At 68.2% G+C, this 24,767-nt stretch carries 22 protein-coding genes; 13 read left to right on the forward strand and 9 right to left on the reverse strand.

The features are described from left to right. Window positions 1–236 precede the first annotated feature (236 nt). Both RZE79_RS13570 and RZE79_RS13575 read left to right on the forward strand, forming a co-directional pair. On the forward strand, window positions 237–1,262 hold the full coding sequence (locus RZE79_RS13570; protein ID WP_319360833.1) for an AraC family transcriptional regulator: 1,026 nt from the start codon (window positions 237–239) through the stop codon (window positions 1,260–1,262). 397 nt (window positions 1,263–1,659) lie between these two features. Then, window positions 1,660–2,325 (forward strand): winged helix-turn-helix domain-containing protein, encoded by a 666-nt coding sequence (locus RZE79_RS13575; protein WP_194273956.1) that lies wholly within the window; start codon window positions 1,660–1,662, stop codon window positions 2,323–2,325. Between the two features lie 8 nt (window positions 2,326–2,333). Here the strand turns inward: RZE79_RS13575 and RZE79_RS13580 are convergent, their stop codons facing one another. Further along, window positions 2,334–2,708, reverse strand: coding sequence for a c-type cytochrome (locus RZE79_RS13580; RefSeq protein ID WP_228121786.1), 375 nt, complete (start codon window positions 2,706–2,708; stop codon window positions 2,334–2,336). Between the two features lie 174 nt (window positions 2,709–2,882). On the opposite strand from RZE79_RS13580, the gene RZE79_RS13585 reads away from it, so the two are divergent. Further along, window positions 2,883–3,563, forward strand: a complete 681-nt coding sequence (locus tag RZE79_RS13585) for a hypothetical protein (RefSeq protein ID WP_319360834.1) — start codon at window positions 2,883–2,885, stop codon at window positions 3,561–3,563. Between the two features lie 28 nt (window positions 3,564–3,591). On the opposite strand, the gene RZE79_RS13590 is transcribed toward RZE79_RS13585, so the two are convergent. The 4 genes from RZE79_RS13590 to RZE79_RS13605 are packed head-to-tail and all read right to left on the reverse strand — an operon-like array spanning window position 3,592 to window position 7,047. Beyond that, window positions 3,592–4,398 carry a PPK2 family polyphosphate kinase gene (locus RZE79_RS13590; protein ID WP_319360835.1) on the reverse strand — a complete coding sequence of 269 codons (807 nt, stop codon included), beginning with the start codon at window positions 4,396–4,398 and terminating at the stop codon, window positions 3,592–3,594. Window positions 4,399–4,446: 48 nt separating this feature from the next. After that, entirely contained in the window at window positions 4,447–4,914 is a 468-nt protein-coding gene (locus tag RZE79_RS13595) for an RNA-binding S4 domain-containing protein (protein WP_319360836.1), read from the reverse strand. A gap of 19 nt (window positions 4,915–4,933) precedes the next feature. Continuing rightward, window positions 4,934–6,367 carry a sensor histidine kinase gene (locus RZE79_RS13600; protein WP_373696555.1) on the reverse strand — a complete coding sequence of 478 codons (1,434 nt, stop codon included), beginning with the start codon at window positions 6,365–6,367 and terminating at the stop codon, window positions 4,934–4,936. Beyond that, window positions 6,367–7,047: a response regulator transcription factor gene (locus tag RZE79_RS13605; RefSeq protein WP_319360837.1), complete on the reverse strand. Its 681-nt coding sequence runs from the start codon at window positions 7,045–7,047 to the stop codon at window positions 6,367–6,369. The genes RZE79_RS13600 and RZE79_RS13605 overlap by 1 nt, the downstream gene beginning before the upstream one ends. A 151-nt stretch (window positions 7,048–7,198) precedes the next feature. Here RZE79_RS13605 and RZE79_RS13610 point away from each other — a divergent pair, with 151 nt between their 5' ends. The 3 genes from RZE79_RS13610 to RZE79_RS13620 all read left to right on the forward strand — a co-directional run bounded on the left by RZE79_RS13610 (window position 7,199) and on the right by RZE79_RS13620 (window position 10,393). After that, the gene (locus tag RZE79_RS13610; RefSeq protein ID WP_319360838.1) at window positions 7,199–8,158 is read left to right on the forward strand and encodes a tripartite tricarboxylate transporter substrate-binding protein; all 960 of its coding nucleotides are present in this window, start codon (window positions 7,199–7,201) and stop codon (window positions 8,156–8,158) included. A gap of 146 nt (window positions 8,159–8,304) precedes the next feature. Next, window positions 8,305–8,856 (forward strand): tripartite tricarboxylate transporter TctB family protein, encoded by a 552-nt coding sequence (locus RZE79_RS13615; RefSeq protein ID WP_319360839.1) that lies wholly within the window; start codon window positions 8,305–8,307, stop codon window positions 8,854–8,856. A 13-nt stretch (window positions 8,857–8,869) separates the two neighbouring features. Then, complete coding sequence (locus RZE79_RS13620; RefSeq protein WP_319360840.1) at window positions 8,870–10,393, forward strand: tripartite tricarboxylate transporter permease; 1,524 nt, start codon at window positions 8,870–8,872, stop codon at window positions 10,391–10,393. 77 nt (window positions 10,394–10,470) lie between these two features. On the opposite strand, the gene RZE79_RS13625 is transcribed toward RZE79_RS13620, so the two are convergent. The 4 genes from RZE79_RS13625 to RZE79_RS13640 are packed head-to-tail and all read right to left on the reverse strand — an operon-like array spanning window position 10,471 to window position 17,004. Next, complete coding sequence (locus RZE79_RS13625) at window positions 10,471–13,581, reverse strand: efflux RND transporter permease subunit (RefSeq protein WP_319360841.1); 3,111 nt, start codon at window positions 13,579–13,581, stop codon at window positions 10,471–10,473. A gap of 20 nt (window positions 13,582–13,601) precedes the next feature. Further along, window positions 13,602–14,786: an efflux RND transporter periplasmic adaptor subunit gene (locus RZE79_RS13630; RefSeq protein WP_319360842.1), complete on the reverse strand. Its 1,185-nt coding sequence runs from the start codon at window positions 14,784–14,786 to the stop codon at window positions 13,602–13,604. Next, complete coding sequence (locus tag RZE79_RS13635) at window positions 14,783–16,279, reverse strand: efflux transporter outer membrane subunit (RefSeq protein WP_319360843.1); 1,497 nt, start codon at window positions 16,277–16,279, stop codon at window positions 14,783–14,785. The genes RZE79_RS13630 and RZE79_RS13635 overlap by 4 nt, the downstream gene beginning before the upstream one ends. Next, window positions 16,276–17,004 carry a CerR family C-terminal domain-containing protein gene (locus RZE79_RS13640; RefSeq protein WP_319360844.1) on the reverse strand — a complete coding sequence of 243 codons (729 nt, stop codon included), beginning with the start codon at window positions 17,002–17,004 and terminating at the stop codon, window positions 16,276–16,278. Before RZE79_RS13640 ends, RZE79_RS13635 begins: the two co-directional genes overlap by 4 nt. A 140-nt stretch (window positions 17,005–17,144) precedes the next feature. Here RZE79_RS13640 and RZE79_RS13645 point away from each other — a divergent pair, with 140 nt between their 5' ends. From RZE79_RS13645 to RZE79_RS13675, 7 genes are all read left to right on the forward strand, one after another. Next, a complete protein-coding gene (locus tag RZE79_RS13645) occupies window positions 17,145–18,689 on the forward strand; it encodes a sigma 54-interacting transcriptional regulator (RefSeq protein ID WP_319360845.1) in 1,545 nt (514 codons plus the stop codon). Then, window positions 18,686–18,952: a hypothetical protein gene (locus tag RZE79_RS13650; protein ID WP_192196496.1), complete on the forward strand. Its 267-nt coding sequence runs from the start codon at window positions 18,686–18,688 to the stop codon at window positions 18,950–18,952. Before RZE79_RS13645 ends, RZE79_RS13650 begins: the two co-directional genes overlap by 4 nt. Before the next feature lie 156 nt (window positions 18,953–19,108). After that, on the forward strand, window positions 19,109–20,296 hold the full coding sequence (locus tag RZE79_RS13655) for a substrate-binding domain-containing protein (protein ID WP_101492913.1): 1,188 nt from the start codon (window positions 19,109–19,111) through the stop codon (window positions 20,294–20,296). Between the two features lie 175 nt (window positions 20,297–20,471). Next, on the forward strand, window positions 20,472–21,929 hold the full coding sequence (locus RZE79_RS13660) for a PHB depolymerase family esterase (protein ID WP_319360846.1): 1,458 nt from the start codon (window positions 20,472–20,474) through the stop codon (window positions 21,927–21,929). Window positions 21,930–21,979: 50 nt separating this feature from the next. After that, window positions 21,980–22,747, forward strand: a complete 768-nt coding sequence (locus tag RZE79_RS13665; RefSeq protein WP_153284520.1) for an ABC transporter ATP-binding protein — start codon at window positions 21,980–21,982, stop codon at window positions 22,745–22,747. Between the two features lie 145 nt (window positions 22,748–22,892). Then, the gene (locus RZE79_RS13670) at window positions 22,893–23,621 is read left to right on the forward strand and encodes an ABC transporter ATP-binding protein (RefSeq protein WP_319360847.1); all 729 of its coding nucleotides are present in this window, start codon (window positions 22,893–22,895) and stop codon (window positions 23,619–23,621) included. 157 nt (window positions 23,622–23,778) lie between these two features. Continuing rightward, the gene (locus tag RZE79_RS13675; RefSeq protein WP_153284519.1) at window positions 23,779–24,762 is read left to right on the forward strand and encodes a branched-chain amino acid ABC transporter permease; all 984 of its coding nucleotides are present in this window, start codon (window positions 23,779–23,781) and stop codon (window positions 24,760–24,762) included. Window positions 24,763–24,767 lie beyond the last annotated feature (5 nt).

A 24,767-nucleotide genomic window follows, 5' to 3' on the forward strand; every position in this document is an offset into this window, starting at 1 on the left:
CCCGGATCGATGCGCTGATCGGCCCTTGGCGCGGCCCGAGACCGTGGTGCGTCAGCAGCTTGCGCCGGTTGGTGCGCCGCTCCATCCCCCCGAACACCCGGGCTGTTATCTCTGTTATCGTTTGTAAAAATTATCCGAGGTCCACGCGGACCTGTCAGGAAAAAATCTGGGAGTCCCCCGTTCGTGACCCGCGGCTTCTGGCGTTGCGCCGGGCTGCATGGAGGAAGGCGTGCCGCATGTCCGAGACCGACAGTCGCGTCCAGCGCGTTCACACCGGCATGGTGTCGCGCAAGGACGGGTTCGCCTTCTGGGCCGATGAAATCGGTCCGCACGTGGGGTCGCTGGACAGCACCCAGCGCACCGACTTCCAGCAGGAACTCACCATCGTCGACACGGCCGGGCTGGCTTTCATGCGGGTGCATGGCAGCGGCGCGAGCATCGCGCGCACCGGGCCGAGCCAGATGCTGGGGGCCGAGGTGTACCCCTATCACCTGCTGATCAAGCTCGACGGCGGCCTGGCCATCAGCGAGCAGCGCGGGCGCGTCGAACTTGGCACCGGGGACATGGTGCTGATCGACTCGTGGCAACCGCTGCGCCTGCGCTCGACCGAGGTCACCAATTCGTGGACGCTCGGACTGCCGGAAGCGGTGGTGAACCGCTGGCTGCCCCATGCGGACCAGTCCACCGACCTGCGGCTGGCGGCCGGCAAGGGCTGGGCCGGGATGCTGTCGGGCTACCTGCGCGCGCTGGACGTCGAACACCTGTGCAGCATCCGGAGTCCGGCCGAGCGTCAGCTGCTCGGCGAGCACCTGATGTCGATGCTGTCGTTCGCGCTGGAACAGAACGGACTGGCAGCGCGGCCGGGCGCGCTGGGCGAGCGCGTATCGCCGCGCGATGGCGACCTGCACGCCCGCATGCGGCGCTGGATTCGCGACCACCATGCCGACACCGGGATCGACGCGCAGAAGCTGGCCGCCAGCTTCAACGTGTCGGTGCGCTATGTGCACAAGGTGTTTGCCAAGGCCGGCCGCGGCATGACCTTCCTGGAAACCCTGCAGGGCGACCGCCTGGACGCCGCGGCCCGGATGCTGCGCAGCCCCGAAGGCGCGCGCAAGTTCGTCGCCCAGGTCGCCTACGACTGCGGCTTTGCCGACCCGGCCTACTTCGGCCTCGTCTTCCGCAAGAAGTACGGCTGTACGCCGCGTGCCTTTGCCTTGCAGCGAGAGCTGGCCGGGGCAGGCAAGGCGTTGCTCGCCCACTGACCGGCGCGCTGCCGGCGCATTTCGGGCACGGCGCTGCCGCTGTGCCCGATCCTCATATTTCTGTTCACTTCACTCATACCTGTGAACTTTATTTGGGAATAAATTCACTTCCCAAGGAATTCAGGCGAATGGAAATTCATTTGTAAAAAAATGAATCCACCCCAAACAATTCAAAGCAATTTATTGCGGTGAGCTTGAATGAACAAGGGTAATTCTTCGGCCATCGAGGCAAAAATAGAAGTTTGTAACGCCACGGTGTGCAAGGTAATTTTCAATGTTTGAGCAAAACTCCCCGCACATTGCAGTGTTGGACCCCTCTCCCCGAACGCGGTGGCATGCCAGCCGTGCCGTCAAGATGCTGGGTTATACGCCCGTCGCCTTTTCGCATATCGACGAATTGATTTCGCAGGTTGCCCCTTCCGGCAGTTTCGAGGCGCTGCTGCTTTCAATTCCGTCGGCGCCCGACGATGTGCAAAAACTCGTGGGCCAGGTGCGTGAAACGCTGCGCTACAACACGCCATTGATCATGAGTGCGCGCAAGCGGCAGATTCGCGGGCTGTCGCTGCTGCATGCCGGCCCCGACGACGCCGTGCTGCCGGAGCCGTCGACCTTCGAAGAGATGTATTTCATGCTCGAATTCTTCCTGCGGCAGCGCAATCGGCCGGTCGTGCCGCGCAGCCTCGAATGGCAGGAATTCAGCTTGCTGTCGCCGTTCGACATGGTCGACGTGGCTGGCACCGAGATTCGCCTGACGCCGATCGAATTCGATCTGGCGGCCGAATTCTTCCGCCACATGAACCGCCCGCTGGGCCGCGAGCACCTGGAAATGATCGGCTGGCAAAGCGGCGTGGCCGCCGGTTCGCGCACGCTGGACGCCAACGTGTCGAAGCTGCGGCGCAAGCTCGGGCTGTACGTCGACCAGCCGCACGGCCTGTCGTTGCACGCGGTCTGGGGCATGGGCTACCAGCTCAGCCAATTGGGCAAGCGCGACGCGCCCGGCACCTGGACGTTCCCGACGGATTTCCGGGTGGAGTCGGCCACGCCGTCGCAGCTGTCGACCTGAGCGGCGATTCAGCGCGCGGGCGCTTGCTGTTGCGGCTGTGCCAGCACCCAGCGCGCGAGCACCTGCGCGTCGGCCTCCGACACCAGCGACTGGCGCGGCATGATCACGCGGCCCCAGGTGCCGACGCTGCCGTTGCGGATCTTGTCGGCCAGGCGCGCGGGCGCGGCGGCGTCGTTCCGGTAGCGGTCGGCGATCTGCGCAAAGCCCGGGCCGACCTGCTTGTGCACCAGCCCATGGCAGGCCATGCAGGCGTTCTTGCGCGCCAGATCCACGGGGGACGGTTGCGCCTGCTGGGCCGCGGCGCCGAAGGATGCGGTGGCCAGAAGGCCCGCCAGTGCGAGCGGGAGCAGGTGGGAAACGGAAAGCCGGGAAGTGCGGTGCATGGACGGGGGAACTCGGAGCGGGTGAAAACTGTACCTTGCCCCTTTGCGCGCCCCGGATCGCGCGCCGAAATCCCCGCACGAAGGGCGTCGCTCATTCGCGACAAGTCGATTCAGAAGTAACTATATGTATGGTTAAATCCCTCGCAACTACCGCGAAGAGGACGAGGGAATCCCATGAAGTTGCTGCTCAGCATGGCATTGGCCACCGTGGTTCTGGCCGGATGCGCCAGCGCACCGCCGACCGGACCCGGGAAGGGCACCGGCATGTCGTACATGCCGATGGTCGCCATGGAAGGCGTGGACAAGGCGCGCTACGACAGCGACGTGGCCGACTGCCGCACCGCAGCGACCCGCATCACCGCACGCAGCGAATCCGGCGACGCGATGTGGGCCGCACTGGGCCTGGGTCTCATCACCGTGCATGGCCAGGGCATCGTCGCCGCGGCTTCGTACACCGGCATCACCGCCGCCGTCATCGACTGGAACAGCCGCCCCAGCAGCGCGCTGATCGCCGAGCACCAGCAGATCGCCATCGTCCATTGCATGGCCAAGCGCGGTTACCGCAACCTCGACCCGAACGTGCAGGACACGTTCTACGGCAACACCTTCAACCCCGTGCTCGCGCTCAAGCCGCGCCGCACGGGTGTCGACACCTACAACGTCGAGCAACTGGCCAAGGCCGGCCGCTGCAACGTGCAGCCGCGCGCCGAGATGACGGCCAAGGGGCCGGGCTACGAAAACTACAGCGTGCCGTGCGCGAACGGCGTGGCCTGGGCCGTGCGCTGCGAGTTCGGCAACTGCCGCGTGCTGGCGCAGACGCCGATGCGCTCCACGGCGCCCGTGCGCCGCTCCTGAGCCCGCACCGCCCGCCAGGCGGGTCGGCTCACTTCACGACCATGCCCTTGAGCGCGGGGTTGGGCGGCGGGGCTTTCAGCTTCATGTCACGCAGCGTCTTAACGAGCAGCTGCGCAATCACCATGTTGCGGTGCCGTTTGCTGTTGGCCGGAATCACGTGCCATGGCGCGTGGTCGGTCGAGGTGGCGGCCAGCGCGTCCTGATACGCCTTCTGGTAGTCGGCCCACTTGGTGCGCACCTCGAGGTCGCCCATGCTGAACTTCCATTGCTTGCCGGGCGTGTCGATGCGGGCCTGCAGGCGCTCGCGCTGCTCGTCCTTGTCGATGTGCAACATGCACTTGACGACGACCGTGCCGGTCTCGGTGAGCAGTCGCTCGAAATCGTTGATCTGCGCGTAGCGGCGACGGGCTTCGTCGCCATCGATCCAGCCTTCGACCACGGGCACCAGCACGTCTTCATAGTGGCTGCGGTTCCACACCATGATCTCGCCGGTGCGCGGCACGACCGCGTGGCAGCGCCAGAGGTAGTCGCGCGCGCGTTCGTCTTCACTCGGTGCCTTGAAGGCCGTCACCCGCACGCCCAGCGGCGAGGTGCGCGCGAACACCCAGCGCACCGTGCCGTCCTTGCCGCTGGTGTCCATGCCCTGCAGCACCAGCAGCAGCTTGCGCCGGCCTTCGGCGTGCAGCAGATCCTGCAACTCGTCGAGTTCGAGCGACATGGCATCGAGCGCGTCGCGCTCGGCCGCCTCGTCGCCCAGGAGAAAGGACGTGTCGTCGGGATCGATGCGCGAGAGCTTGAACTTGCTGCCGACGCGGTACTTCTTGAACTTGGACATCTGCGGGCGCTCCGTCAAAAAAGAAACGAAGCCCGCAGGGTACGCGAATCAGCGCTGCGGGCGGCCGCGCGGCGGCGGGTGGTCGTCGTCGCCGTTGCTTTCGTCGATCGACGCGCTCCAGCGGTTGTCCCACTCGGCCTGGTGGCGCACGCCGTCGATCTCGCGCCGGTCGCGCTTGGTCGGGCGGCCCTGCTCGATGGCCAGCGCCGGCTCGCTGCCCATGCGGCGCTGCTCGCGGAAGGCGGCCTGCGCGGCCAGGCTCTCGGGCGTTTCCTCGTACAGCTGCTGGGCCACGGGCGCCGGGCCGCGCTGGCCGCTGAGGCCGCGCACCGTCACGGTCCGCGTGAGCGGGCCCATGCGCATCGCGACCGTGTCGCCAGCCTTGACCTCGCGCGAGGCCTTGGCGACGTCGCCGTTCACCTGGATGCGGTTCTTGCCGATTTCGTCCGCGGCCAGCGAACGGGTCTTGAAGAAGCGGGCGGCCCAGAGCCACTTGTCGATGCGCAGACGGTCCATGAAGGTCGGAAAAGAAAGATCAGCCATTGTGGCGCGACAGCGGCAGCCGCACCACGGCATCGAGCCCGGTCACGGTACCGCCGGCGCCGGGCGCGGTGCGGTTGTCCAGGCTGATGCGCCCGCCCAGCGCGAGCACGATCTCGCGGCAGATCGCCAGGCCCAGGCCCGAGCCGCTCGAGGTGTTGCCCGCCGCGAACGGCGCGAACAGGCGCTGGCGCAGCTCGGTCGAGATGCCTGGCCCGTCGTCGCGCACGGTGAGCACGGCCTCGTCGCCCTCGGCGTGCACGCGCACCGACAGCGGGGCGCCCACGGGGCTGTGCTTGATCGCGTTGTGCAGCAGGTTGCGCGTGAGCTCCTGCAGCATCCACTGGTGCGCGCGCACGGTCACGGCGTCGTCGGTGGCCAGTTCGAAGTCGAGCGCTTTGTCGGCCACGAGCGGCGACAGGTCGAGCGCGATGTGGCGCACCGCGTCGCCCAGGTCGAGCAGCGCCGATTCGGGTTGCTGGCGCAGCTGTTCCACCTTCGCGAGCGATAGCATCTGGTTGGCCAGCGTGGTGGCGCGCTCGACGGTCTGGCTGATTTCGACCAGCGCCTGCTCGGGCGCCACGTCGCCACGGCGCGCCGACTGCACCTGCGCCTTGAGCACCGCCAGCGGCGTGCGCAGCTGGTGGGCGCTGTCGCGCACGAAGCGCTTCTGGTGATCGAGCAGGCGTTGCAGCCGGCCCATGACCTCGGTGGTGGCGTCGATCAGCGGGCGCAGTTCGGCCGGGGCACCGGGCGCATCGATGGGCGACAGGTCGTCTTCCGGGCGCCGCTCGATGGCTTCGCCAAGCTCGCGCACCGGCCGCGTGGCGCGCTGCACCACGACCACGGTGACGAGCGCGATCACGCCCATCAGCAGCAGCTGGCGCCAGAGCATGTCGAGCAGCAGCTTGCGCACCAGCGTCTCGCGCAGCTCCAGTGTTTCGGCCACCTGCACCACGGCCATGCCGCGTCCACGCGCGCTGGCCACCGGCTGCAGCATCACGGCGACGCGCACCGGCTGGCCACGAAACTCGGCATCGTAGAAATCGACCAGCGCCGCATACGCCCCGCGGTCGGGGATGCGGCCGCGCCAGAACGGCAGCTCGGCAAAGCCCGAGACCATCTCGCCATCGAGCGCCGACACGCGGTAAAACAGGCGGCTGCGGTTGTCGGCCTCGAAGGCCTCGAGCGCGGAGTAGGGCACGATCGCGCGCAGCCGCGCCATGTCGTCGTAGCCTTCCACATCGAGCTGTTCGCCGATGGTCTTGGCCGAGGCCAGCAGCGTGCGGTCGTAGGCCGTGGTGGCGGCGGCCAGGCTCTGGCGGTACAGGCTCACGCTGTTGATCACGACGAACACCGCCACCGGCACGAGGATGCCGAGCAGGAGCCTTGCGCGCAGGGACGACATCATCTGCCGCATGCCCAGCATCAAGTCTCGGCTCGCAGCAGGTAGCCGAGGCCGCGCATCGTCATCAGCACCGTGCCCGTGCCCACCAGCTTCTTGCGCAGGCGGTACACGACCACTTCGATCGCTTCGTACTGCACGTTGGCTTCGCCCGGGAACACCAGCTCGAAGAGGCGCTCCTTCGTGACGGCGTGGCCGGGCTTCATCATCAGTGCCTTGAGCAGTGCGAGTTCGCGCGGCGTGACCTCGAGCAGTTCGGCGCGGTGGTAGATGGCGCCGTTGTCGGGCTCGAAGCGCAGGCCACCGACCTCCATCGGATTCATCGTTGCCTCGTGCCCGGCGCTCTGGCTGCGCCGGCGCAGCGCGCGGATGCGGGCCTCGAGCTCGTCCAGGTCGAAGGGCTTGGGCAGGTAGTCGTCCGCGCCGGCGTTCAGGCCCATGATCCGGTCGCCCACCGTGCCGCGCGCGGTGAGCAGCAGCACCGGCGTGCGCAGGCCCTCGGCGCGCGCCTGCGCCAGCACCTGCAGGCCGTCGACGTTGGGCAGGCTCAGGTCGAGCGCGACCACGTCGGGCTCGATGGCGCGCCACTGCGTGAGGGCCTGCGCACCGTCGCCGCAGATGCGCACGTCGATGTGCCGGCGCCCGAGCGTGCGCTGCAGGGTGAGTTGCATCGAGGGGTCGTCTTCGACGAGGAGCAGCTTCATGCGGGGCGCGGATCGGTGGGTGGTCGGTGGGTGCTGCTTCGGTGTTTTCCCCAGTCTGGTGGACAGCCAACTGACAGCGGGGCGGCGCATGATAGCGGCTCAGGTCCAAGTCAGGTTCCACCCGTTCCCAAGTTTTCAGGAGACACCAACGATGCGTCGCGATACCTTTTTGAAGTCCCTGGCCGCACTGGCCGCTGCCGGCGCCTTGCCGCTGTCGGCGCGCGCTGCCGCCAACGTCAAGATGATGATCCCCGCCAACCCGGGCGGCGGCTGGGACACCACAGGCCGTGCGCTGGGCAAGGCCCTGACCGACGCCAAGGCCGCCGACACCGTCGCCTACGACAACAAGGGCGGCGCCGCCGGTGCGCTGGGCCTGGCCCAGTTCGTCAACGGTTCCAAGGGCGACCCGAACGCACTCATGGTGATGGGCTCCGTCATGCTGGGCGGCATCATCACCGGCAAGCCGCCGGTCAACCTGTCGCAGGCCACGCCCATCGCGCGCCTGACCACCGAATACAACGTGTTCGTGCTGCCGTCGAACTCGCCGTTCAAGACCATGAAGGACGTGGTCGAGCAGCTCAAGAAAGACCCGGGCAGCGTCAAGTGGGGCGGCGGTTCGCGCGGTTCCACCGAGCACATCGCCGCGGCCATGATCGCGCAGAAGGTCGGTGCCGATCCGTCGAAGATCAACTACGTCGCCTTCCGCGGAGGCGGTGAAGCCACCGCCGCCATCCTGGGCGGCAACGTCACCATCGGCGGCAGCGGCTACAGCGAGTTCGCCGAGTACATCGCCGCCGGCAAGATGAAGGCCATTGCCGTCACCTCGGCCCAGCGCCTGCCGGGCATCAACGTGCCCACGCTGAAGGAGCAGGGTATCGACGTCGAGATCGGCAACTGGCGCGGCGTGTACGGCGCGCCCGGCATCTCGGCCGACCAGCGCAAGGCCCTGACCGAGATGGTGCTGGCCGCACTCAAGAGTGCCTCGTGGGCCGAGTCGCTCAAGAAGAACGCCTGGACGCCGGCCGTGCTGTCGGGCGATGCCTTCGCCAAGTTCGTCGACGATGACTTCGCCGCGCTGCGCGCGATCATGGTCAAGTCCGGCATGGTCTGAGTTTGGTTCGCCCCCCGGGCCGCGCGCATTTCGTGTCGCGCGCGCCAACCTCCTTCCGGGGGCAACACCTGCGGCCTGGCAGCGCCGGTTCCGCGGTGTTTCTGGAAGGAGGCCGTTCTTTTTCCCCACGACTGCGGGAGCAAAAAATGACAACTCCAGAATCCTCGGTCTCTCACGTTGCTGAGGCCACCCCCGGCGCGGCCCCATGGCCGCAATACCTCGTCGGCGTCGGCGTGCTGCTGACCGGCGCTGCGCTGGCCTACGGCGCCATCGGCATTTCTTCCGAAGCCGGCTACGGCGGCGTCGGTCCCAACTTCCTCCCGTGGATGGTCTCGATCGTCCTGATGGTCTGCGGCGCGTGGATCACCTGGGAAGCGTTCACCGGCGGCTTCCGTGAACTCGACGCACCGTCCGGTGCGGACAAGGCCTACTGGCCCGGCTTCATCTGGGTGGCGGCGGGCCTGCTGCTCAACGCGGCGCTCATCACCAGCATCGGCTTCATCCTGAGCTGCACGCTGTGCTACCTGCTGGCTGTGCAGGGCCTGCGCCGCGCCGCAGGGCAGGCGAAGGTCAACGCGCCGGCCACCTGGGGCACCGACTTCGTGACAGGCCTGGCGATTTCGGCGCCGGTCTTCTGGCTGTTCACCAAGTTCCTGGCCATCAGCCTGCCGGGTCTCACCAGCACCGGCTGGATCTGATCGGAGCCCCGTCATGGATATCTTCAACGCACTGATGGCCGGCTTCGCGGCCGCGATCACCCCCATCAATCTGCTGTGGTGCCTCATCGGCTGTGCCCTGGGCACGGCCGTGGGCGTGCTGCCCGGCATCGGCCCCGCCGTGGCCGTGGCGATGCTGCTGCCGATCACCGGCAAGGTCGACATCACGGCCTCGATGATCTTTTTCTCGGGCATCTACTACGGCGCCATGTACGGCGGCTCGACCACCTCGATCCTGCTGAACACGCCCGGCGAAACCGCCAGCATGGTCACGGCGATGGAGGGCAACAAGATGGCCAAGAGCGGCCGCGCGGGCGCGGCCCTCGCGACCGCGGCCATCGGCTCCTTCGTGGCCGGCACCATCGCCACCGTGGTCGTCACGCTGTTCGCGCCGTTCGTGGCCGACTACGCCGTGCGGCTCGCGGCGCCCGAGTACTTCCTGCTGATGCTGCTGGCCTTCACCACGGTGAGCGCGGTGCTCGGCAAGAGCACGCTGCGCGGCATGACGGCGCTGTTCGTCGGCCTGGCCATGGGCTGCGTGGGCCTGGACCAGATCACCGGCCAGGGCCGCTACACCGGCAACATGCCCGAGCTGCTCGACGGCATCGAGATCGTGCTGGTGGCGGTGGGCCTGTTCGCCGTGGCCGAGGTGCTGTACGCCGTGCTGTACGAAGGCCGCGTGGTCGAGGGCCAGAACAAGCTGACCCGCGTGCACATGACATCGCGCGACTGGAAGCGCTCGATTCCCGCGTGGCTGCGCGGTGCGGCCATCGGCACGCCCTTCGGCTGCATTCCGGCCGGCGGCACGGAGATTCCGACCTTCCTGAGCTACGCGACCGAGAAGAAGCTGGCCAAGGACAAGGACGCCAAGGCCGAGTTCGGCACCACCGGCGCCATCGAAGGCGTGGCCGGCCCCGAGGCCGCCAACAACGCCACCGTGACCGCCGCGCTGATTCCGCTGCTCACGCTGGGCATTCCCACGTCGAACACCACGGCCATCATGCTGGGCGCGTTCCAGAACTACGGCATCCAGCCGGGTCCGCAGCTCTTCACCACCTCGGCCGCACTGGTCTGGGCGCTCATCGCCTCGCTGTACATCGGCAACCTGATGCTGCTGGTGCTCAACCTGCCGATGGTCGGCCTGTGGGTCAAGCTGCTCAAGATCCCGAAGCCGCAGCTGTACGCCGGCATCCTGATCTTCGCGACCGTGGGTGCGTACGGCATGCGCCAGAACACCTTCGACCTGTTCCTGCTGTTCGGCATTGGCCTGCTCGGCGTGGTGATGCGGCGCTTCGACTTCCCGACCGCCCCCGTGGTGGTCGGCATGATCCTCGGCCCGCTCGCCGAAGCCAACCTGCGCAACGCCATCGCCATGGGGCAGGGCAGCCCGGTCGTGTTCTTCCAGCGCCCCGAATCGATCGTCGTGATCATCGCCATCGTCGCCGTGCTCGTGCTGCCGCGCCTGGCCAAGCGCATGAGCGAACGCAAGCTGAAGCGGCTGGCGCAGCTGGACGCCTGACGCGACCGACCGACCCTTTTTCTGATTCATATGCCGCGGGCGATTGGCGCCCGCGGCATTTTTTTTGGCCGCTCAGTTCAGCGCTGCGGCGCCTCGACCAGGTCGTCGTCGATGTGCGGATCGGCCGGCTGCCCGCGCAGCTTGCGCACGGTGCGGCGAATCCAGTGCTCGATGTCGTCCACGTAGGTGAACACCGCCGGCACCACCAGCAGGCTCAGCACGGTCGAGGTGATGAGTCCGCCGATCACCGCCATCGCCATCGGCGAGCGGAAGCTCGAGTCGGCGGCGCCGAAGCCGACGGCAATCGGCAGCATGCCGGCGCCCATGGCGAGCGTGGTCATGATGATGGGCCGCGCGCGCTTGTGGCAGGCGTCGCGCAGCGCGTCCCAGCGGCTCATGCCGTGGTCGCGGCGCGCCACGATGGCGTACTCCACCAGAAGAATCGAGTTCTTCGTGGCGATGCCCATCAGCATGATCAGGCCGATCAGCGACGGCATCGACAGCGCCTTCTGCCCGATCAGCAAGCCCACGAAGGCCCCGCCCAGCGCGAGCGGCAGCGCGCACAGGATGGTCACCGGGTGCAGGAAGTCCTTGAACAGCAGCACCAGCACGATGTAGATGCACAGCACGCCCGTGAGCATCGCCAGGCCGAAGCTGGCGAACAGCTCGGTCATCACTTCGGCGTCGCCCACTTCGGCGATGCGCACGCCGGGCGGCAGCTTCTGGATCGAGGGCAGGGCCTCGACCGCGGTCTTGGCGTCGCCCAGGCCCACGCCCGACAGCTCGATCTCGAAGTTGACGTTGCGCGAACGGTCGTAGCGGTCGATGACGGCCGGGCCGCCTTCCATCGTGAGCGAGGCCACCTGGCTCAGCATGACGGGGCCGCGCGCGCCCGGCACCGACAGGCGTCCGATCAGGTCGAGGTCTTGCCGCGCCGAGTCTTCGAGCTTCACCACGATCGGCACCTGCCGCTGCGCGAGGTTGAGCTTGGCCAGCGCCTGGTCGTAGTCGCCCAGTGTGGCCACGCGCAGTGTTTCGGCGATGGCCGAGCTGGTCACGCCGAGGTCGGCGGCGCGCGCGAAGTCGGGGCGCACGGCGATCTCGGGGCGGATCAGGCTCGCGGTCGAGGTGATGTTGCCCAGGCCGGGAATGGTGCGCAGGTCTTTCTCGACCGCGCCCGCGGCCGCCGACAGCGCTGCCGGGTCTTCGCCGGTGAGCACCAGGATGTACTTCTCGCCCGAACCGCCCAGGCCCACGGTGCTGCGCACGCCGGGCAGGGTTTCGAGCGTGGTGCGGATCTCTTTCTCGATCACCTGCTTGCGCGGCCGGTCGCCGCGCGGGTCGAGCTGGATCGTCAGCGTGGCCTTGCGCGTCTCGGGCGTGCCGAAGTTCGCGAACGGGTCGCCGCCCGCGCTGCCGCCCGCCACCGTGGTGTAGACGCTCTTCACGTGGTTGATCTGCATCACGCGGCGGCGCGTTTCCTCGGCCGCGGCCGTGGTCTGCGCCAGCGTGGAGCCCGGCGGCAGCGACAGGTAGACCTGCGTCTGCGAGTTGTCGTCGGCCGGAATGAAGCCGGTCTTGAGCAGCGGGATCATCGCCAGCGAGCCGAAGAAGAAGAGGGTGGCCATCACCATCGTCTTGAAGCGGTGGTGGGTGCTCCACTCCACGGCGCGCATGTACCAGCGCAGCCAGCCCGGCTCCTTCTCCTGCGTGAGGATGGGCTTCATGATGTAGGCCGCCATCATCGGCGTGAGCACCCGCGCCACCACCAGCGAAGCGAACACTGCAAGCGACGCGGTCCAGCCGAACTGCTTGAAGAACTTGCCGGCCACGCCGCTCATGAAGGCCGTGGGCAGGAACACCGCAATCAGCGTGAAGGTGGTGGCGATCACGGCCAGGCCGATTTCATCCGCCGCCTCCATGGCCGCCTGGTAGGGCGACTTGCCCATGCGCAGGTGGCGCACGATGTTCTCGACCTCCACGATGGCGTCGTCCACCAAGATGCCGACCACCAGCGAGAGCGCGAGCAGCGAGATCACGTTGACCGAGAAGCCCAGCAGGTGCATGCCGATGAAGGCCGGAATCACCGACATCGGCAGCGCCACGGCAGAGACGAAGGTGGCGCGCCAGTCGCGCAGGAAGAGCCACACCACGATCACGGCGAGGATGGCGCCCTCGTACAGCAGGTGCAGCGAGCCGTCGTACTCTTCTTCCACCGGGTCGACGAAGTTGAAGGCTTCGGTCAGCTCGATGTCGGGGCGCTGCACGCGCAGGTCGGCCAGCGCTTTCTGAATGGCGCGGCCCACTTCCACCTCGCTGGCGCCGCGGCTGCGGGCCACTTCGAAGCCCACCACCGGCTTGCCGTTGAGCAGCGCGGCGGCGCGCGGCTCGGCGATGGTGTCGCTGATGCGCGCCACCTGGTCCAGGCGGATGCGGCGGCCGTCGCTCAGCGCGATCTGCATGTCGGCGAGCTGGTCGGCTGACTGCACGGTGGCCATGGTGCGCACCGGCTGTTCGCTGCCGCCCAGGTCGATGCGACCGCCCGCGCTTTCGGTTTGCACCTGGCGCAGCTGGCGCGAGATGTCGGCGGCTGACGCGCCCAGTGCCTGCAGCTTGCTCGGGTCGAGGTCGACGTGCACCTGGCGCGTGACGCCGCCCACGCGGTTCACCGCGCCCACGCCGGGCAGCGCGAGCAGCTTCTTGGTGATGTCGTTGTCGACGAACCAGCTCAGCGCCTCGCCGTCCATGCGCGACGACGCGATGGTGAAGGCCAGCACCGGCTGGGCCGCGAAGTCGAGCTTGGTGACGACCGGGTCGCGCACGTCGGCGGGCAGGTCGGCGCGCACCTTCTGCACGGCCGAGCGCACGTCGTCCACGGCTTCCTGCACGGGCTTCTCGAGGCGGAACTCGACGATCAGCGTGGCGGCGCCGTCCTGCACCTTGGTCGTGATGTGCTTCAGGCCCTGGATGGTGGCGATGGAGTTCTCGAGCTTGCGCGCGACGTCGGTTTCGAGCTGCGACGGCGCGGCGCCGGGCAGCGAGGCCGAGACGGTGACGGTCGGCAGGTCGATGTCCGGAAAGTTCTGCACCTTCATGGCGTTGAACGACAGCAGCCCCCCGAAGGTGAGCAGCACGAACAGCATCACCGCCGGAATGGGGTTGCGTATGGACCAGGCGGAAACGTTCATGGCGTGTCCTTTGTGCTTGCTTATTTAGGCGAAGGCGCGGATGCCGCTGCCTTCGCCGGGGTGGCAGGTGCCACGGCGGTGGGCGTGGCGTCCACCACGCGCACCAGGTCGCCGTCGTTGAGGAAGCCCGCGCCCTGCACCACGATCTGCACGCCCTCGGGCAGGGCGCTGGTGATTTCCACGCGGTCCTTCAGGCGGCGGCCGGTCTGCACCTTGAGCTGCGCCACGCGGCCGTCGGGCAGCAGCGTGAAGACGTTGTTGAAGCCGTCGCGCGGCACGATGGCGCTTTGCGGCACGGTCGGCGCGGAACTGCGGCCGAGTTCGAAGTCGCCGCGCGCGAACATGCCGGCCTTCACGCCGGTGTTCTGCTGCACGTTGGGCAGGTCGACGTAGACCAGCGCCGCGCGCGTCTGCGGATCGACCGTGGGCGCGATGCTGCGCACCTTGCCCTTGACCTGCGCGCCGCTGGCGCTGACCACAAAGACCGGCGTGCCCACGGCGATGCGGCCGAGTTCGGCCGAGGTGACTTCGGCGCGCCATTCGAGCCGGCCCTGGCGGATCAGGCGGAACAGCTCGGTGCCGGCACCGACCACGCTGCCGACCGTGGCGGTGCGCGCGGAGATCACGCCGTCGTCCGGTGCCAGCACCTGCGTGTTGCGACCGCGCACCTGCTGCGCGGCCAGCACGGCCTCGGCCGCTTCGGCGCGCGCCTTGGCGGTCTGCTCGGTGGTCTGGTACTGGTTGATCTGCTGCTGGCTCAGCGCGCCCGTGGCCTGCAGCGTGCGGGCGCGCGCGGCGTTGCCGGCCGCGTCGGCGGCCGAGGCGCGGGCTTCGGCGAGCGAAGCGCGTGCCTGCGCGATGTCGGCCTGCACCGTCTCGGGCGAGAACACTGCGAGCACCTGGCCCTTCTTCACGGTGTCGCCCACGTTGACGCGCACCTCGGCCAGCTTCAGGCCGTTCGATTCGGAGCCGATCACGGCCTCCTGCCAGGCTGCCACGTTGCCGTTGGCGGCCAGCGTGACGGTCAGCTCGGTGGCCTCGGGTTTGGCGACCGAGACCGTCAGCGCGGGGCGCTGGGCCGGGGTCTTGGCGGCCGATGCGGCCTTGTCGTCGGCCGGCTTGCGCGTGAGCCACAGGCCTGCGGCAACGACGACGATCAGCGCCAGCAGCGCGATGAACAGGGTGGAACGCTTCATTGTTTTCATGGCGACGTCGCGACCTTGGCGGCCGGGGTGGAGGTCATTGGGGACGATGCTTCGGCGGGGCGGCTCCAGCCGCCGCCCATCGAGCGGTACAGCGAAACCCAGGCTTCGGTGCTCTCGCGCTGCAGCGAGACGCGCGCGGTCTGCGCGGCGAACAGCGTGCGCCGCGAGTCCTCGAGCTCGAACAGGCTGGCCAGGCCGCTGCTGAAGCGGGCCTGGGTGGCGTCGAACGAGGCCTGGTAGTTCTTCACGGCGCTGTCGGCGTCGGTGCTGCGCGCCGTGGTGGCGTCGAGGTTCACGAGCGCTTCTTCCACCTCGCGCACCGCCTGGCGCACGTTCGCGCGGTACAGCGACACGGCCTCGGTGTAGCGCGCCTTGGCGGCCTCGGCGTTGGCGGCGCGCGCGCCGCCGTCGAGCAGCGGCACGGTGAGCGACAGCGGCCCGACCGTCCAGGTGTCGAGCGATTCGCGAAAGCCGCTGGTGCGGATCTGCATGCGGCCTATCGAGCCCGAGAGCGTGAGCTTGGGGTAGCGCTCGGCCTCGGCCGAACCCACCTCGGCGCTGGCCGACGCCACGCCGAGTTCGGCCGCGTACACGTCGGGCCGCTGCGACAGCGCCTGCGCCGGCACGCTGGCGATGGCGCCGACCACCGGCAGCGCGCGCTGCGTGGGCGAGGCCGCGAGCTTCTGCGCGAGCGTGGGTTCGTCGAGCCCGCTGAGTGCGACCAGCGCCTTGCGCTGCACCGCGCACAGGGCGCGCTGTTGCGTGAGGCGGCCGGAAGCATCGGAGGCGCTGGCACGCGCGAGTGCGGCATCGGCCGGCGCGGTGAAGCCGGCGCGCGCCGACAGGTCGGTGAGCCGCGCCGTTTCGCTGCGCGATTTCGCATCCGATCCGGACACGGTCAACTGCAGCTGGCACGCGCGCTCGGCGAAGTAGGCGTTGGCCGTTTCGGCCGCCACGGCGACGCGGGCGTCGTGCCACTTGGCCGTGGCGCTGTCGAGTCGTTGCTGGGCCGCGTCGCGGTCGGCGCGCAGGCGGCCGAACAGGTCGATCTCCCACTTCGACTGCAGGCCGGCCTGCAGCGTGGTGACCGGCGCGATGGCGGTGCTGGCGCTGCTGCTGCTCGAAGAACCGCCCGATCCGAACGACGAGCCCGAGACGCCGCGGCTGGCCGACACCGTGCCGTCCAGGTTGGGCAGCAGCGCCGCGCCGGCCTGCACGCGCGTGGAGCGCGCCTCGGCCACGCGCGCCGCGGCGCTTGCGAGGTTGGGGCTGGCGGTTTCGGCGGCGGCGATCAGCTCGACCAGCAGCGGGTCGTCGAGCTGGCGCCACCAGTCGGCCAGCGCGGTGAGCGAGCCGCCGTGCGGCAGGGGCACGTGCCACTGGGCGGGGAAGGGCGCCTGCACCGAGGCGGGCGGGCGCGTGAGGCCGCAGCCTGCCAGGCCGAGGCCCAGCGGCAGGCTCAGAACAAGGGCAATCCGTCGGAGTCGTCTCATGGCTTCTTTCTTTGCTCGGCGGCCACCTGGCGGCGGCGTGCGGTTTCGGCCTGGACCAGCGCCATCGCGTAGCCCGTGAGCCGGTCGGCCCAGGTGTCGATGGCGCGCGGCGTGCGCAGCAGCGACGGGCGCAGGGCCTCGATGAAATCCTGGCTCACGTACAGCTGCATCGACAGCCCCGTGATCGCGAAGGTCAGGCGGTGGATGTCGTCGTCGGCACGCGCCACCTGCAGGTGGCGGCACAGCAGCTCGGCGATGGCGCGGTGCGGGCCCTTGATGTCGCGCTCCAGCTCTTTGGCCCATTGGCTGGTGGGCTCCAGCATCTCGCGCATGTGCAGCTGGATGCACTGGCGCACGATCTCGCCCTGCTTGAGCGGATCGATCATGGCCGCCATGCAGATGCGCAGCGTGTCCTCGAGCGACTGGCCGGGCACGTTGCAGGCGGCCACGAGGTCGTTCGAATCGCTGCCCATCGGCTCGTTGAAGGTGGCGCCGTACAGCCCCTCCTTGTCGCCGAAGTAGTAGCTGATGGCCGACACGTTCACGCCGGCCTCGCGCGCGATCTCGCGGATCGAGGTCTTGGCGAAACCGTTCTGGGCGAACAGCCGCAGCGCGGTGTGCAGCAGGCGGTGGCGCGCCTCGGCGCCGTCGCTGCGGGGCGCGCGGCGCGGGGGCGGCGTGAGGGCCGGCGTGGGCGCTGGCGTGAGGGGGTCCCGGGCGTTCATCGGCGCGATTAGAGCACGGTCGAAATCAAACGATTGATTTACTTAAGGCTTGCTGAAGGCTTTTGTTTTTGGTTGTATGTCGGGCGCGCGAGGGGCCGGCGCGCTGCAGGGCAGGGCGTCGCACACAGTACGATCCGCGCATGCCCGTTGCTCCCTCCGCCGCCGCACCGCCGCCCGCCTTGCCCCTGGACGCCGAAGGCATCCTCGCGCTCGCCGCGCGCTCGATGTTTCATTTGTTTTCGAGCATCAGCCAGGGCATGTTCCTGGTCGATCGCAGCGGGCGCATCGTCTGGGTGAACGAGGGCTACCGGCGCTTCCTGCCGGCGCTGGGTTTCTCGTCCATCGACGAGTTCATGGGGCACATGGTCGAGGACGTGATTCCCAACACCATGATGCGCCGCGTGCTCGACACGGGCGAGCCCATCCTCATCGACCTGCTGACCAACAAAGCCGGCACCTTCGTCGTGAGCCGCATCCCGCTGCGCGAGGAGCGTGAAGACGGCGACCGTGGTTTGGGCGACGTGATCGGCGCCATCGGCATCGTGCTGTTCGACCAGCCCGAGACCACGCTGCAGCCGCTCATCAGCAAGTTCGCGCTGCTGCAGCGCGACCTCGACGACGCGCGGCGCGAGCTGGCCAGCCAGCGCAACAACCCGCTGTACCAGCACGCGCCCGACGGCCAGCGCCGTTCCAAGTACACCTTCGCGAGCTTCATCGGCAGCAGCCCGGCGGCGGTGGAAGTGAAGCGCCACGCGCGCCGCGCCGCGCAGTCCACCAGTCCGGTGCTGTTGCTCGGCGAGACCGGCACCGGCAAGGAATTGCTGGCGCACGCGATCCATGCGTCGTCCACGCGCGCCAAGGGCCAGTTCGTCAGCGTCAACATCGCGGCCGTGCCCGACACGCTGCTCGAGGCCGAGTTCTTCGGCTTCGCCCCCGGCGCCTTCACCGGCGCCGACAAGCGAGGGCGCGAAGGCAAGTTCAAGCTGGCCGACGGCGGCAGCCTGTTCCTCGACGAAATCGGCGACATGCCGCTCGGTCTGCAGGCCAAGCTGCTGCGCGCGTTGCAGGAAGGCGAGATCGAGCCGCTGGGCTCCAACAAGCTGATCCCGTTCGACGCCCGCGTGATCGCCGCCACCTCGCGCGACCTGCCCGAGCTGGTGCGCCGCGGCCTGTTCCGCGAAGACTTGTATTACCGCCTCAACGTGCTGCCGCTGCGCGTGCCGCCGCTGCGCGAGAGGCGCAGTGACATCCCGGCGCTGGTCGAGGCGCTGGGCGAGGACATGGCGCTGCGCAGCGGCGAGGCGCCGCCCGAACTCACGCCCGACGCGCTCGCGCTGCTGGCCGGCCAGCATTGGCGCGGCAACATCCGCGAGCTGCGCAACGTGCTGGAACAGGTGACGATGCGCAGCGACTCGCAGCGCATCGACGCGGCGCAGCTCGAACGCATCCTGCGCGAGGCGGGGCTGGAGCAGATCGAAGCGCCCGACACCTCGCACAGCTTGCGCGACGTCGACCAGGAGGCAGCCCTGCTGCGCCCGCTGTCGCAGCAGGTGGCCGAGCTGGAGCGCAAGGCGATCGCCGCTGCGCTTGAAAGCACGGGCGGCAACAAGCTCGCGACCTCGCGGCTGCTGGGCATCTCGCGCGCCACGCTGTACGAGCGCATGACCGGGATGGGCTTGTCATGAGCGTGAAGGCACTGCGCTCCACCTTCGGCCCGAACTGCCACTGGTGCGGTCTGCCGATGGACTTCGACGAGCCGCACGGGCGGCCCGAGTCGGCCACCATCGAACACCTGCTCGACGCCACGCTGGGCGGCGTGCGCCAGCAGAAGCACCGGCGGCTCGCGCATGCGGTGTGCAACCACACGCGCAACGCGCTGCGGATGCAGGCTGAACGCGAGTTCGAAGGCTGGCTCGCGGCGCGCCGCGACTCTGCTGGGAAACCCTGACTGATCAACAGACAGTTGTCTGAAAAAAAGACAACACGAATGCACTGAAATCAGGCGAAACCGGTTGCGCCCGAATGAGGAAGCCTTTGTTATCAATGGCTTAGGTGGGTGGCACGAACTGTGCAATATTCAGTCACCATTATCAGGAGACAAGACATGCACCGTCGCCACCTCATCGCCCTGGCCGCCCTGGGCGCCACCGCCGCAACCCTGCCCGCCTGGGCCCAATCGAACGAGATCCGCATCGCCCACGTCTACAGCAAGACCGGCGCGCTGGAGGCCTACGGCAAGCAGACGCAGACCGGCCTGATGATGGGCCTGAACTACGCCACCGGCGGCACGATGATGGTCAACGGCAAGAAGCTCGTGGTCCTCGAGAAGGACGACCAGGGCAAGCCCGACCTGGGCAAGTCGCTGCTGGCCGCCGCGTACTCCGACGACAAGGCCGCGCTCGCGGTCGGCCCGACCGCTTCAGGCGTGGCGCTGGCCATGCTGCCGGTGGCCGAGGAATACAAGAAGATCCTGATCGTCGAGCCCGCCGTGGCCGACTCGATCACGGGCGACAAGTGGAACAAGTACATCTTCCGCACCGGCCGCAACTCGAGCCAGGACGCCATCTCCAACGCCGTGGCCATCGACAAGGCCGGCGTCACCGTCGCCACGCTCGCACAAGACAACGCCTTCGGCCGCGACGGCGTGAAGGCCTTCGGCGCCGCGCTGAAGAAAGCCAAGCTCGCGCACGAGGAATACCTGCCGCCCACGACCACCGACTTCACGGCCGGCGCGCAGCGCCTGATCGACAAGCTGAAGGACCAGCCGGGCCGCAAGATCATCTGGATCGTCTGGGCCGGCGCTGGCAACCCGTTCAAGATCGTCGACCTCGACCTGAAGCGCTACGGCATCGAGATCGCCACCGGCGGCAACATCCTGCCGGCCATGGCGGCCTACAAGTCGCTGCCGGGCATGGAAGGCGCGGCCTACTACTACTTCGGCATCCCGAAGAACCCGGTGAACGAGGCGCTGGTCGCGGCCCACTACAAGGAATTCAAGACGCCGCCGGACTTCTTCACGGCCGGTGGTTTCTCGGCCGCAATGGCGGTGGTGACGGCGCTGAAGAAGACCAACGGCGACACCAACACCAACAAGCTCATCAGCACCATGGAAGGCATGAGCTTCGACACGCCCAAGGGCAAGATGACCTTCCGCAAGGAAGATCACCAGGCGATGCAGTCGATGTACCACTTCAAGATCAAGGCCGACCCCGCCTTCGCGTGGGGCGTGCCCGAGCTGGTGCACGAGATCAAGCCCGAAGAGATGGACATCCCCATCAAAAACAAGCGCTGAACACGGCGCTGATCGCCCCCTGAACCCGCGGCGCGCATGCAGGCGCCGCCCCCTTTTCGCCCCGGATGGCCGCCGGGCGAAGCGCCAGCCTGCGCCTGCGCACGCTGTCGCGCTCCACGGCCAATTCGTCAGTCTGCAAGCAAGCGTTCGATACATAAACCAATAGGAGACAGCGATGCCAGCGATGCGATGGAACAACTGGAAGGGGTTTGCCGCAGCGGCGGTGATCACGGCCGCGGCGCAGGCCGCCACGGCGGCCGTGCCGCTGCCGGCGCTCGGCGCCAACCCGGCGGAGGTGAGCGTGTCCGGCCTGTCGGCCGGCGGCTTCATGGCGGTGCAACTGCACGTGGCCTACTCGGCCACCTTCAAGCGCGGCGCGGGCGTGGTCGCCGGCGGTCCGTACTACTGCGCCGAAGGCTCCGTGCTCAATGCCACCGGGCGCTGCATGACGCACAGCACCGGCATTCCGGTGTCGACGCTCGTGAGCACCACCAACAGCTGGGCCGCCAGCGGCGCGATCGACCCGGTGTCGAATCTCACCAATTCCAAGGTCTACCTGTTCTCGGGCACCTCGGACAACACCGTCAAGCAGGCGGTGATGGACGACCTGAAGACGTACTACCAGAGCTTTGTGCCGGCCGCCAACACGGTCTACAAGAACAACCTCGGCGCGGGCCACGCGATGGTCACCGACGACTACGGCGGCGCCTGCAGCACCACGGCCGCGCCGTACATCAACAACTGCGGCTTCGACCTCGCGGGCGAGATCCTCACGCAGCTGTATGGTCCGCTGAACCCGCGCAACAACGGCACGCTCGGCGGCACCTTCACCGAGTTCAACCAGTCGGAGTTCGTCACCGGCCACGGCGTGGCCGCCACCGGCTGGCTCTACGTGCCGCAGGCCTGCACCACCACCTCGTGCCGCGTGCACCTGGTGCTGCACGGCTGCAAGCAGAACTACACCGACGTGAGCGACCAGTACGTCAGGAAGACCGGCTACAACCGCTGGGCCGACACCAACAACATCATCCTGATCTACCCGCAGACCAGCACCGCGGCCACCAACAGCTGCTGGGACTGGTGGGGCTACGACAGCGCCAATTACGCGAAGAAGTCGGGCCCGCAGATGGCCGCCATGAAGGCCATGATCGACCGCGTGACCGGTTCGGCCGGCGGCGGCGGGCTGCCGGCGCCCACGGGCGTGGGCACCTCGGGCGCGACCAGCAGCAGCATGGTCGTCGGCTGGGCCGGCGTCTCGGGCGCATCGGGCTACAACGTGTACCGCGGGAGCAGCAAGGTCAACGCCTCGCCGGTGTCCGGCACCAGCTACACCGACACCGGCCTGGCCGCGTCGACCACCTACAGCTGGACCGTGGCCGCGCTGAACGCGAGCAACGTCGAAGGCGCGATGTCGGCGGCCGCCACGGGCGCGACCACGGCGGGCCCGGGCGGCGGCGGGGGCACCTGCTACACCGCGAGCAACTACACGCACACCATGGCCGGACGCGCCTATGCGCTGTGGGGCCTGACCTATGCCAACGGCTCGGGCCAGTCGATGGGCCTCTGGAACATCTACGCCACGACCACGCTGAAGCAGACGGGCACCAACTACTACGTGATCGGCACCTGTTGAGGCCGCTCACCGAGCACTGATTTTTTTTGATTCGCAAGGACCTTTCCACAATGCTTGAGACCCGGGATCTGACCATCCGCTTCGGAGGGCACGTGGCCGTCAACAGCGTGAGCTGCGCATTCGCGCCAGGCACGCTGACGGCCATCGTCGGCCCCAACGGCGCGGGCAAGACCACTTACTTCAACCTGATCTCCGGGCAGCTCAAGGCCACGGCCGGCACGGTGTCGCTCGACGGGCAACCGTTGTCGCACCTGTCGCCGTCGGCGCGCACGCACGCCGGGCTGGGGCGCGCGTTCCAGCTCACCAACCTGTTCCCGAACCTCACGGTGCTGGAAAATGTGCGGCTCGCCGTGCAGGCCACGCGTGCCGGCGCGCACCGCCACGGGCTCAACCTGTGGAGCATCTGGAGCGACCACAAGGCGCTGACCGAACGCGCCGACCAGATCCTGGCCGACGTGGCGCTCGAGCCGCGCGCCCACGCCACCGTGGCCAGCCTGCCGCACGGCGACCAGCGCAAGCTCGAGGTGGCGCTGCTGATGGCGCTCGAACCCAAGGTCTTCATGTTCGACGAGCCCACGGCCGGCATGCACGCGGCCGAGGCGCCCGTCATCCTCGACCTGATCCGCAAGCTGAAGCAGGACAAGACCAAGACCATCCTGCTGGTCGAACACAAGATGGATGTGGTGCGCGAGCTCGCGGACCGCATCATCGTGCTGCACAACGGCACGCTCGTGGCCGACGGCGAACCGGCCGAGGTGATCGCCTCGCCGGTCGTGCAAGAGGCCTACCTGGGCATCGCGAAGGAGGCCGCCGCATGAAGACGGCCCTGATGAATTTGAATTTCTCCCTGCCCTCCCGGGGGAGGGCAGGGGTGGGGGCTCGCGGCCTCCACACCACCGCAGCCTTGCAAGCGCCGCTTGCCCCTATCCCAGCCTTCCCCCGGAAGGGGAAGGAGCAAGACCTATGAGCACTCAGAACCTGTTGACCCTCGAAGGCGTGCAGACGCACATCGGGGCGTACCACATCCTGCACGGCGTCGACCTCGCCGTGCCCAGGGGCCAGCTCACCATGCTGCTGGGCCGCAACGGCGCAGGCAAGACCACCACGCTGCGAACCATCATGGGCCTGTGGCATGCGTCGCAGGGCAGGGTGCAGTTCGACGGCAAGGACATCACGGCGATGCACACGCCGCAGATCGCCGGTCTCGGCGTGGCCTACGTGCCCGAGAACATGGGCATCTTTTCCGACCTCACGGTGAAGGAGAACATGGTGCTGGCTGCGCGCGGCGCGAAGAACGCCGACGCCATCGACGACACGCGGCTGAAGTGGATCTTCAAGCTCTTCCCCGCGGTCGAGAAATTCTGGAACCACCCGGCCGGCAAGCTGTCGGGCGGGCAAAAGCAGATGCTGGCCGTGTCGCGCGCCATCGTCGAGCCGCGCCAGCTGCTCATCATCGACGAGCCCAGCAAGGGCCTGGCGCCCGTGATGATCAACAACATGATCGAAGCGTTCGGCGAGCTCAAGGCGAGCGGCGTGACGATCCTGCTGGTCGAACAGAACATCCACTTCGCCCAGCGCCTGGGCGACACCGTTGCGGTGATGGACAACGGCCGCGTGGTGCACAGCGGCTCGATGGCCGCGTTTTCTGCGGACGCGCAATTGCAGCAGTCGCTGCTGGGACTGGCTCTATGAAGTATTCGACGTATGTCTCCCTCCCCCTCTGGGGGAGGGTCGGGGTGGGGGCTCGCGGCCTTCGATACAGCGCGGCCTTGCAAGCGCCGTCAGCCCCCATCCCCGCCTTCCCCCAGAGGGGGAAGGAGCAAGACCAAGACCAGGAGGGCGCGCGCTCATGACCAAGATCGACTTCGACTGGAAGCCACTGCTTCTCGCCCCCATCCTCGCGCTCGTCGCACTGCCGCTCACCGGCTCCTTCTCCACCTGGCTCACGCTCACGGTGGCGGGCCTGGCGATGGGCATGATCATCTTCATCATCGCCTCGGGCCTCACGCTGGTGTTCGGCCTGATGGACGTTCTGAACTTCGGCCACGGCGTGTTCATTGCGCTGGGCGCCTTCGTGGCCAGCAGCGTGCTCGGCCTCATGGGCGACTGGACCGGCTCGGGCGAGCTGTGGCGCAACCTCGTGGCCGTGTTCCCGGCCATGCTGGCCGCGATGGCAGTGGCCGGCGCCATCGGCCTGGCCTTCGAGCGCTTCATCGTGCGGCCGGTGTACGGCCAGCACCTGAAGCAGATCCTCATCACGATGGGCGGCATGATCATCGGCGAAGAGCTCATCAAGGTGATCTGGGGCCCGGCGCAGATTCCGCTGCCGCTGCCCGAGGCGCTGCGCGGCTCGCTGCTGATCGGCGACGCCGCCATCAGCAAGTACCGACTGCTCGCGGTGGCCGTGGGCGTGGTGGTGTTCGGCGTGCTCGCCTGGACGCTGGGCCGCACCAAGATCGGCCTGCTCATCCGTGCCGGCGTGCAAGACCGCGAGATGGTCGAGTCGCTGGGCTACCGCATCGGTCGCCTGTTCGTCGGCGTGTTCGTGGTGGGCAGCGCGCTGGCCGGCCTGGGCGGCGTGATGTGGGGCTTGTTCCAGCAGAACCTGGTGCCGCAGATGGGCGCGCAGGTCAACGTGCTGATCTTCATCGTGATCATCATCGGCGGGCTGGGCTCGACCGGCGGGGCGCTGCTCGGCGCGGTGCTCGTGGGGCTCATGACCAACTACATCGGCTTTTTGCTGCCCACGCTCACGCAGTTCGCGAGCATCTTCCTCATGGTGGCCGTGCTGCTGTGGCGCCCGCAGGGCGTGTACCCCGTGGCGAACCGTTGAGGAGA

Origin of the sequence: Variovorax sp. EBFNA2, from assembly GCF_033802765.1 — a bacterium.
Taxonomy (GTDB): domain Bacteria; phylum Pseudomonadota; class Gammaproteobacteria; order Burkholderiales; family Burkholderiaceae_C; genus Variovorax; species Variovorax paradoxus_H.

Excerpts from the sequence above, each read along its gene's own strand:
- RZE79_RS13640 (WP_319360844.1), bottom strand. The coding sequence starts at position 17,004 with ATGAACGCCCGGGACCCCCTCACGCCAGCGCCCACGCCGGCCCTCACG.
- RZE79_RS13590 (WP_319360835.1), bottom strand. The coding sequence starts at position 4,398 with ATGTCCAAGTTCAAGAAGTACCGCGTCGGCAGCAAGTTCAAGCTCTCG.
- RZE79_RS13665 (WP_153284520.1), top strand. The coding sequence starts at position 21,980 with ATGCTTGAGACCCGGGATCTGACCATCCGCTTCGGAGGGCACGTGGCC.
- RZE79_RS13625 (WP_319360841.1), bottom strand. The coding sequence starts at position 13,581 with ATGAACGTTTCCGCCTGGTCCATACGCAACCCCATTCCGGCGGTGATG.
- RZE79_RS13660 (WP_319360846.1), top strand. The coding sequence starts at position 20,472 with ATGCCAGCGATGCGATGGAACAACTGGAAGGGGTTTGCCGCAGCGGCG.
- RZE79_RS13605 (WP_319360837.1), bottom strand. The coding sequence starts at position 7,047 with ATGAAGCTGCTCCTCGTCGAAGACGACCCCTCGATGCAACTCACCCTG.
- RZE79_RS13610 (WP_319360838.1), top strand. The coding sequence starts at position 7,199 with ATGCGTCGCGATACCTTTTTGAAGTCCCTGGCCGCACTGGCCGCTGCC.
- RZE79_RS13585 (WP_319360834.1), top strand. The coding sequence starts at position 2,883 with ATGAAGTTGCTGCTCAGCATGGCATTGGCCACCGTGGTTCTGGCCGGA.
- RZE79_RS13595 (WP_319360836.1), bottom strand. The coding sequence starts at position 4,914 with ATGGACCGTCTGCGCATCGACAAGTGGCTCTGGGCCGCCCGCTTCTTC.
- RZE79_RS13655 (WP_101492913.1), top strand. The coding sequence starts at position 19,109 with ATGCACCGTCGCCACCTCATCGCCCTGGCCGCCCTGGGCGCCACCGCC.
- RZE79_RS13630 (WP_319360842.1), bottom strand. The coding sequence starts at position 14,786 with ATGAAAACAATGAAGCGTTCCACCCTGTTCATCGCGCTGCTGGCGCTG.
- RZE79_RS13600 (WP_373696555.1), bottom strand. The coding sequence starts at position 6,367 with ATGCTGGGCATGCGGCAGATGATGTCGTCCCTGCGCGCAAGGCTCCTG.
- RZE79_RS13580 (WP_228121786.1), bottom strand. The coding sequence starts at position 2,708 with ATGCACCGCACTTCCCGGCTTTCCGTTTCCCACCTGCTCCCGCTCGCA.
- RZE79_RS13645 (WP_319360845.1), top strand. The coding sequence starts at position 17,145 with ATGCCCGTTGCTCCCTCCGCCGCCGCACCGCCGCCCGCCTTGCCCCTG.
- RZE79_RS13675 (WP_153284519.1), top strand. The coding sequence starts at position 23,779 with ATGACCAAGATCGACTTCGACTGGAAGCCACTGCTTCTCGCCCCCATC.
- RZE79_RS13615 (WP_319360839.1), top strand. The coding sequence starts at position 8,305 with ATGACAACTCCAGAATCCTCGGTCTCTCACGTTGCTGAGGCCACCCCC.
- RZE79_RS13650 (WP_192196496.1), top strand. The coding sequence starts at position 18,686 with ATGAGCGTGAAGGCACTGCGCTCCACCTTCGGCCCGAACTGCCACTGG.
- RZE79_RS13570 (WP_319360833.1), top strand. The coding sequence starts at position 237 with ATGTCCGAGACCGACAGTCGCGTCCAGCGCGTTCACACCGGCATGGTG.
- RZE79_RS13635 (WP_319360843.1), bottom strand. The coding sequence starts at position 16,279 with ATGAGACGACTCCGACGGATTGCCCTTGTTCTGAGCCTGCCGCTGGGC.
- RZE79_RS13620 (WP_319360840.1), top strand. The coding sequence starts at position 8,870 with ATGGATATCTTCAACGCACTGATGGCCGGCTTCGCGGCCGCGATCACC.
- RZE79_RS13670 (WP_319360847.1), top strand. The coding sequence starts at position 22,893 with ATGAGCACTCAGAACCTGTTGACCCTCGAAGGCGTGCAGACGCACATC.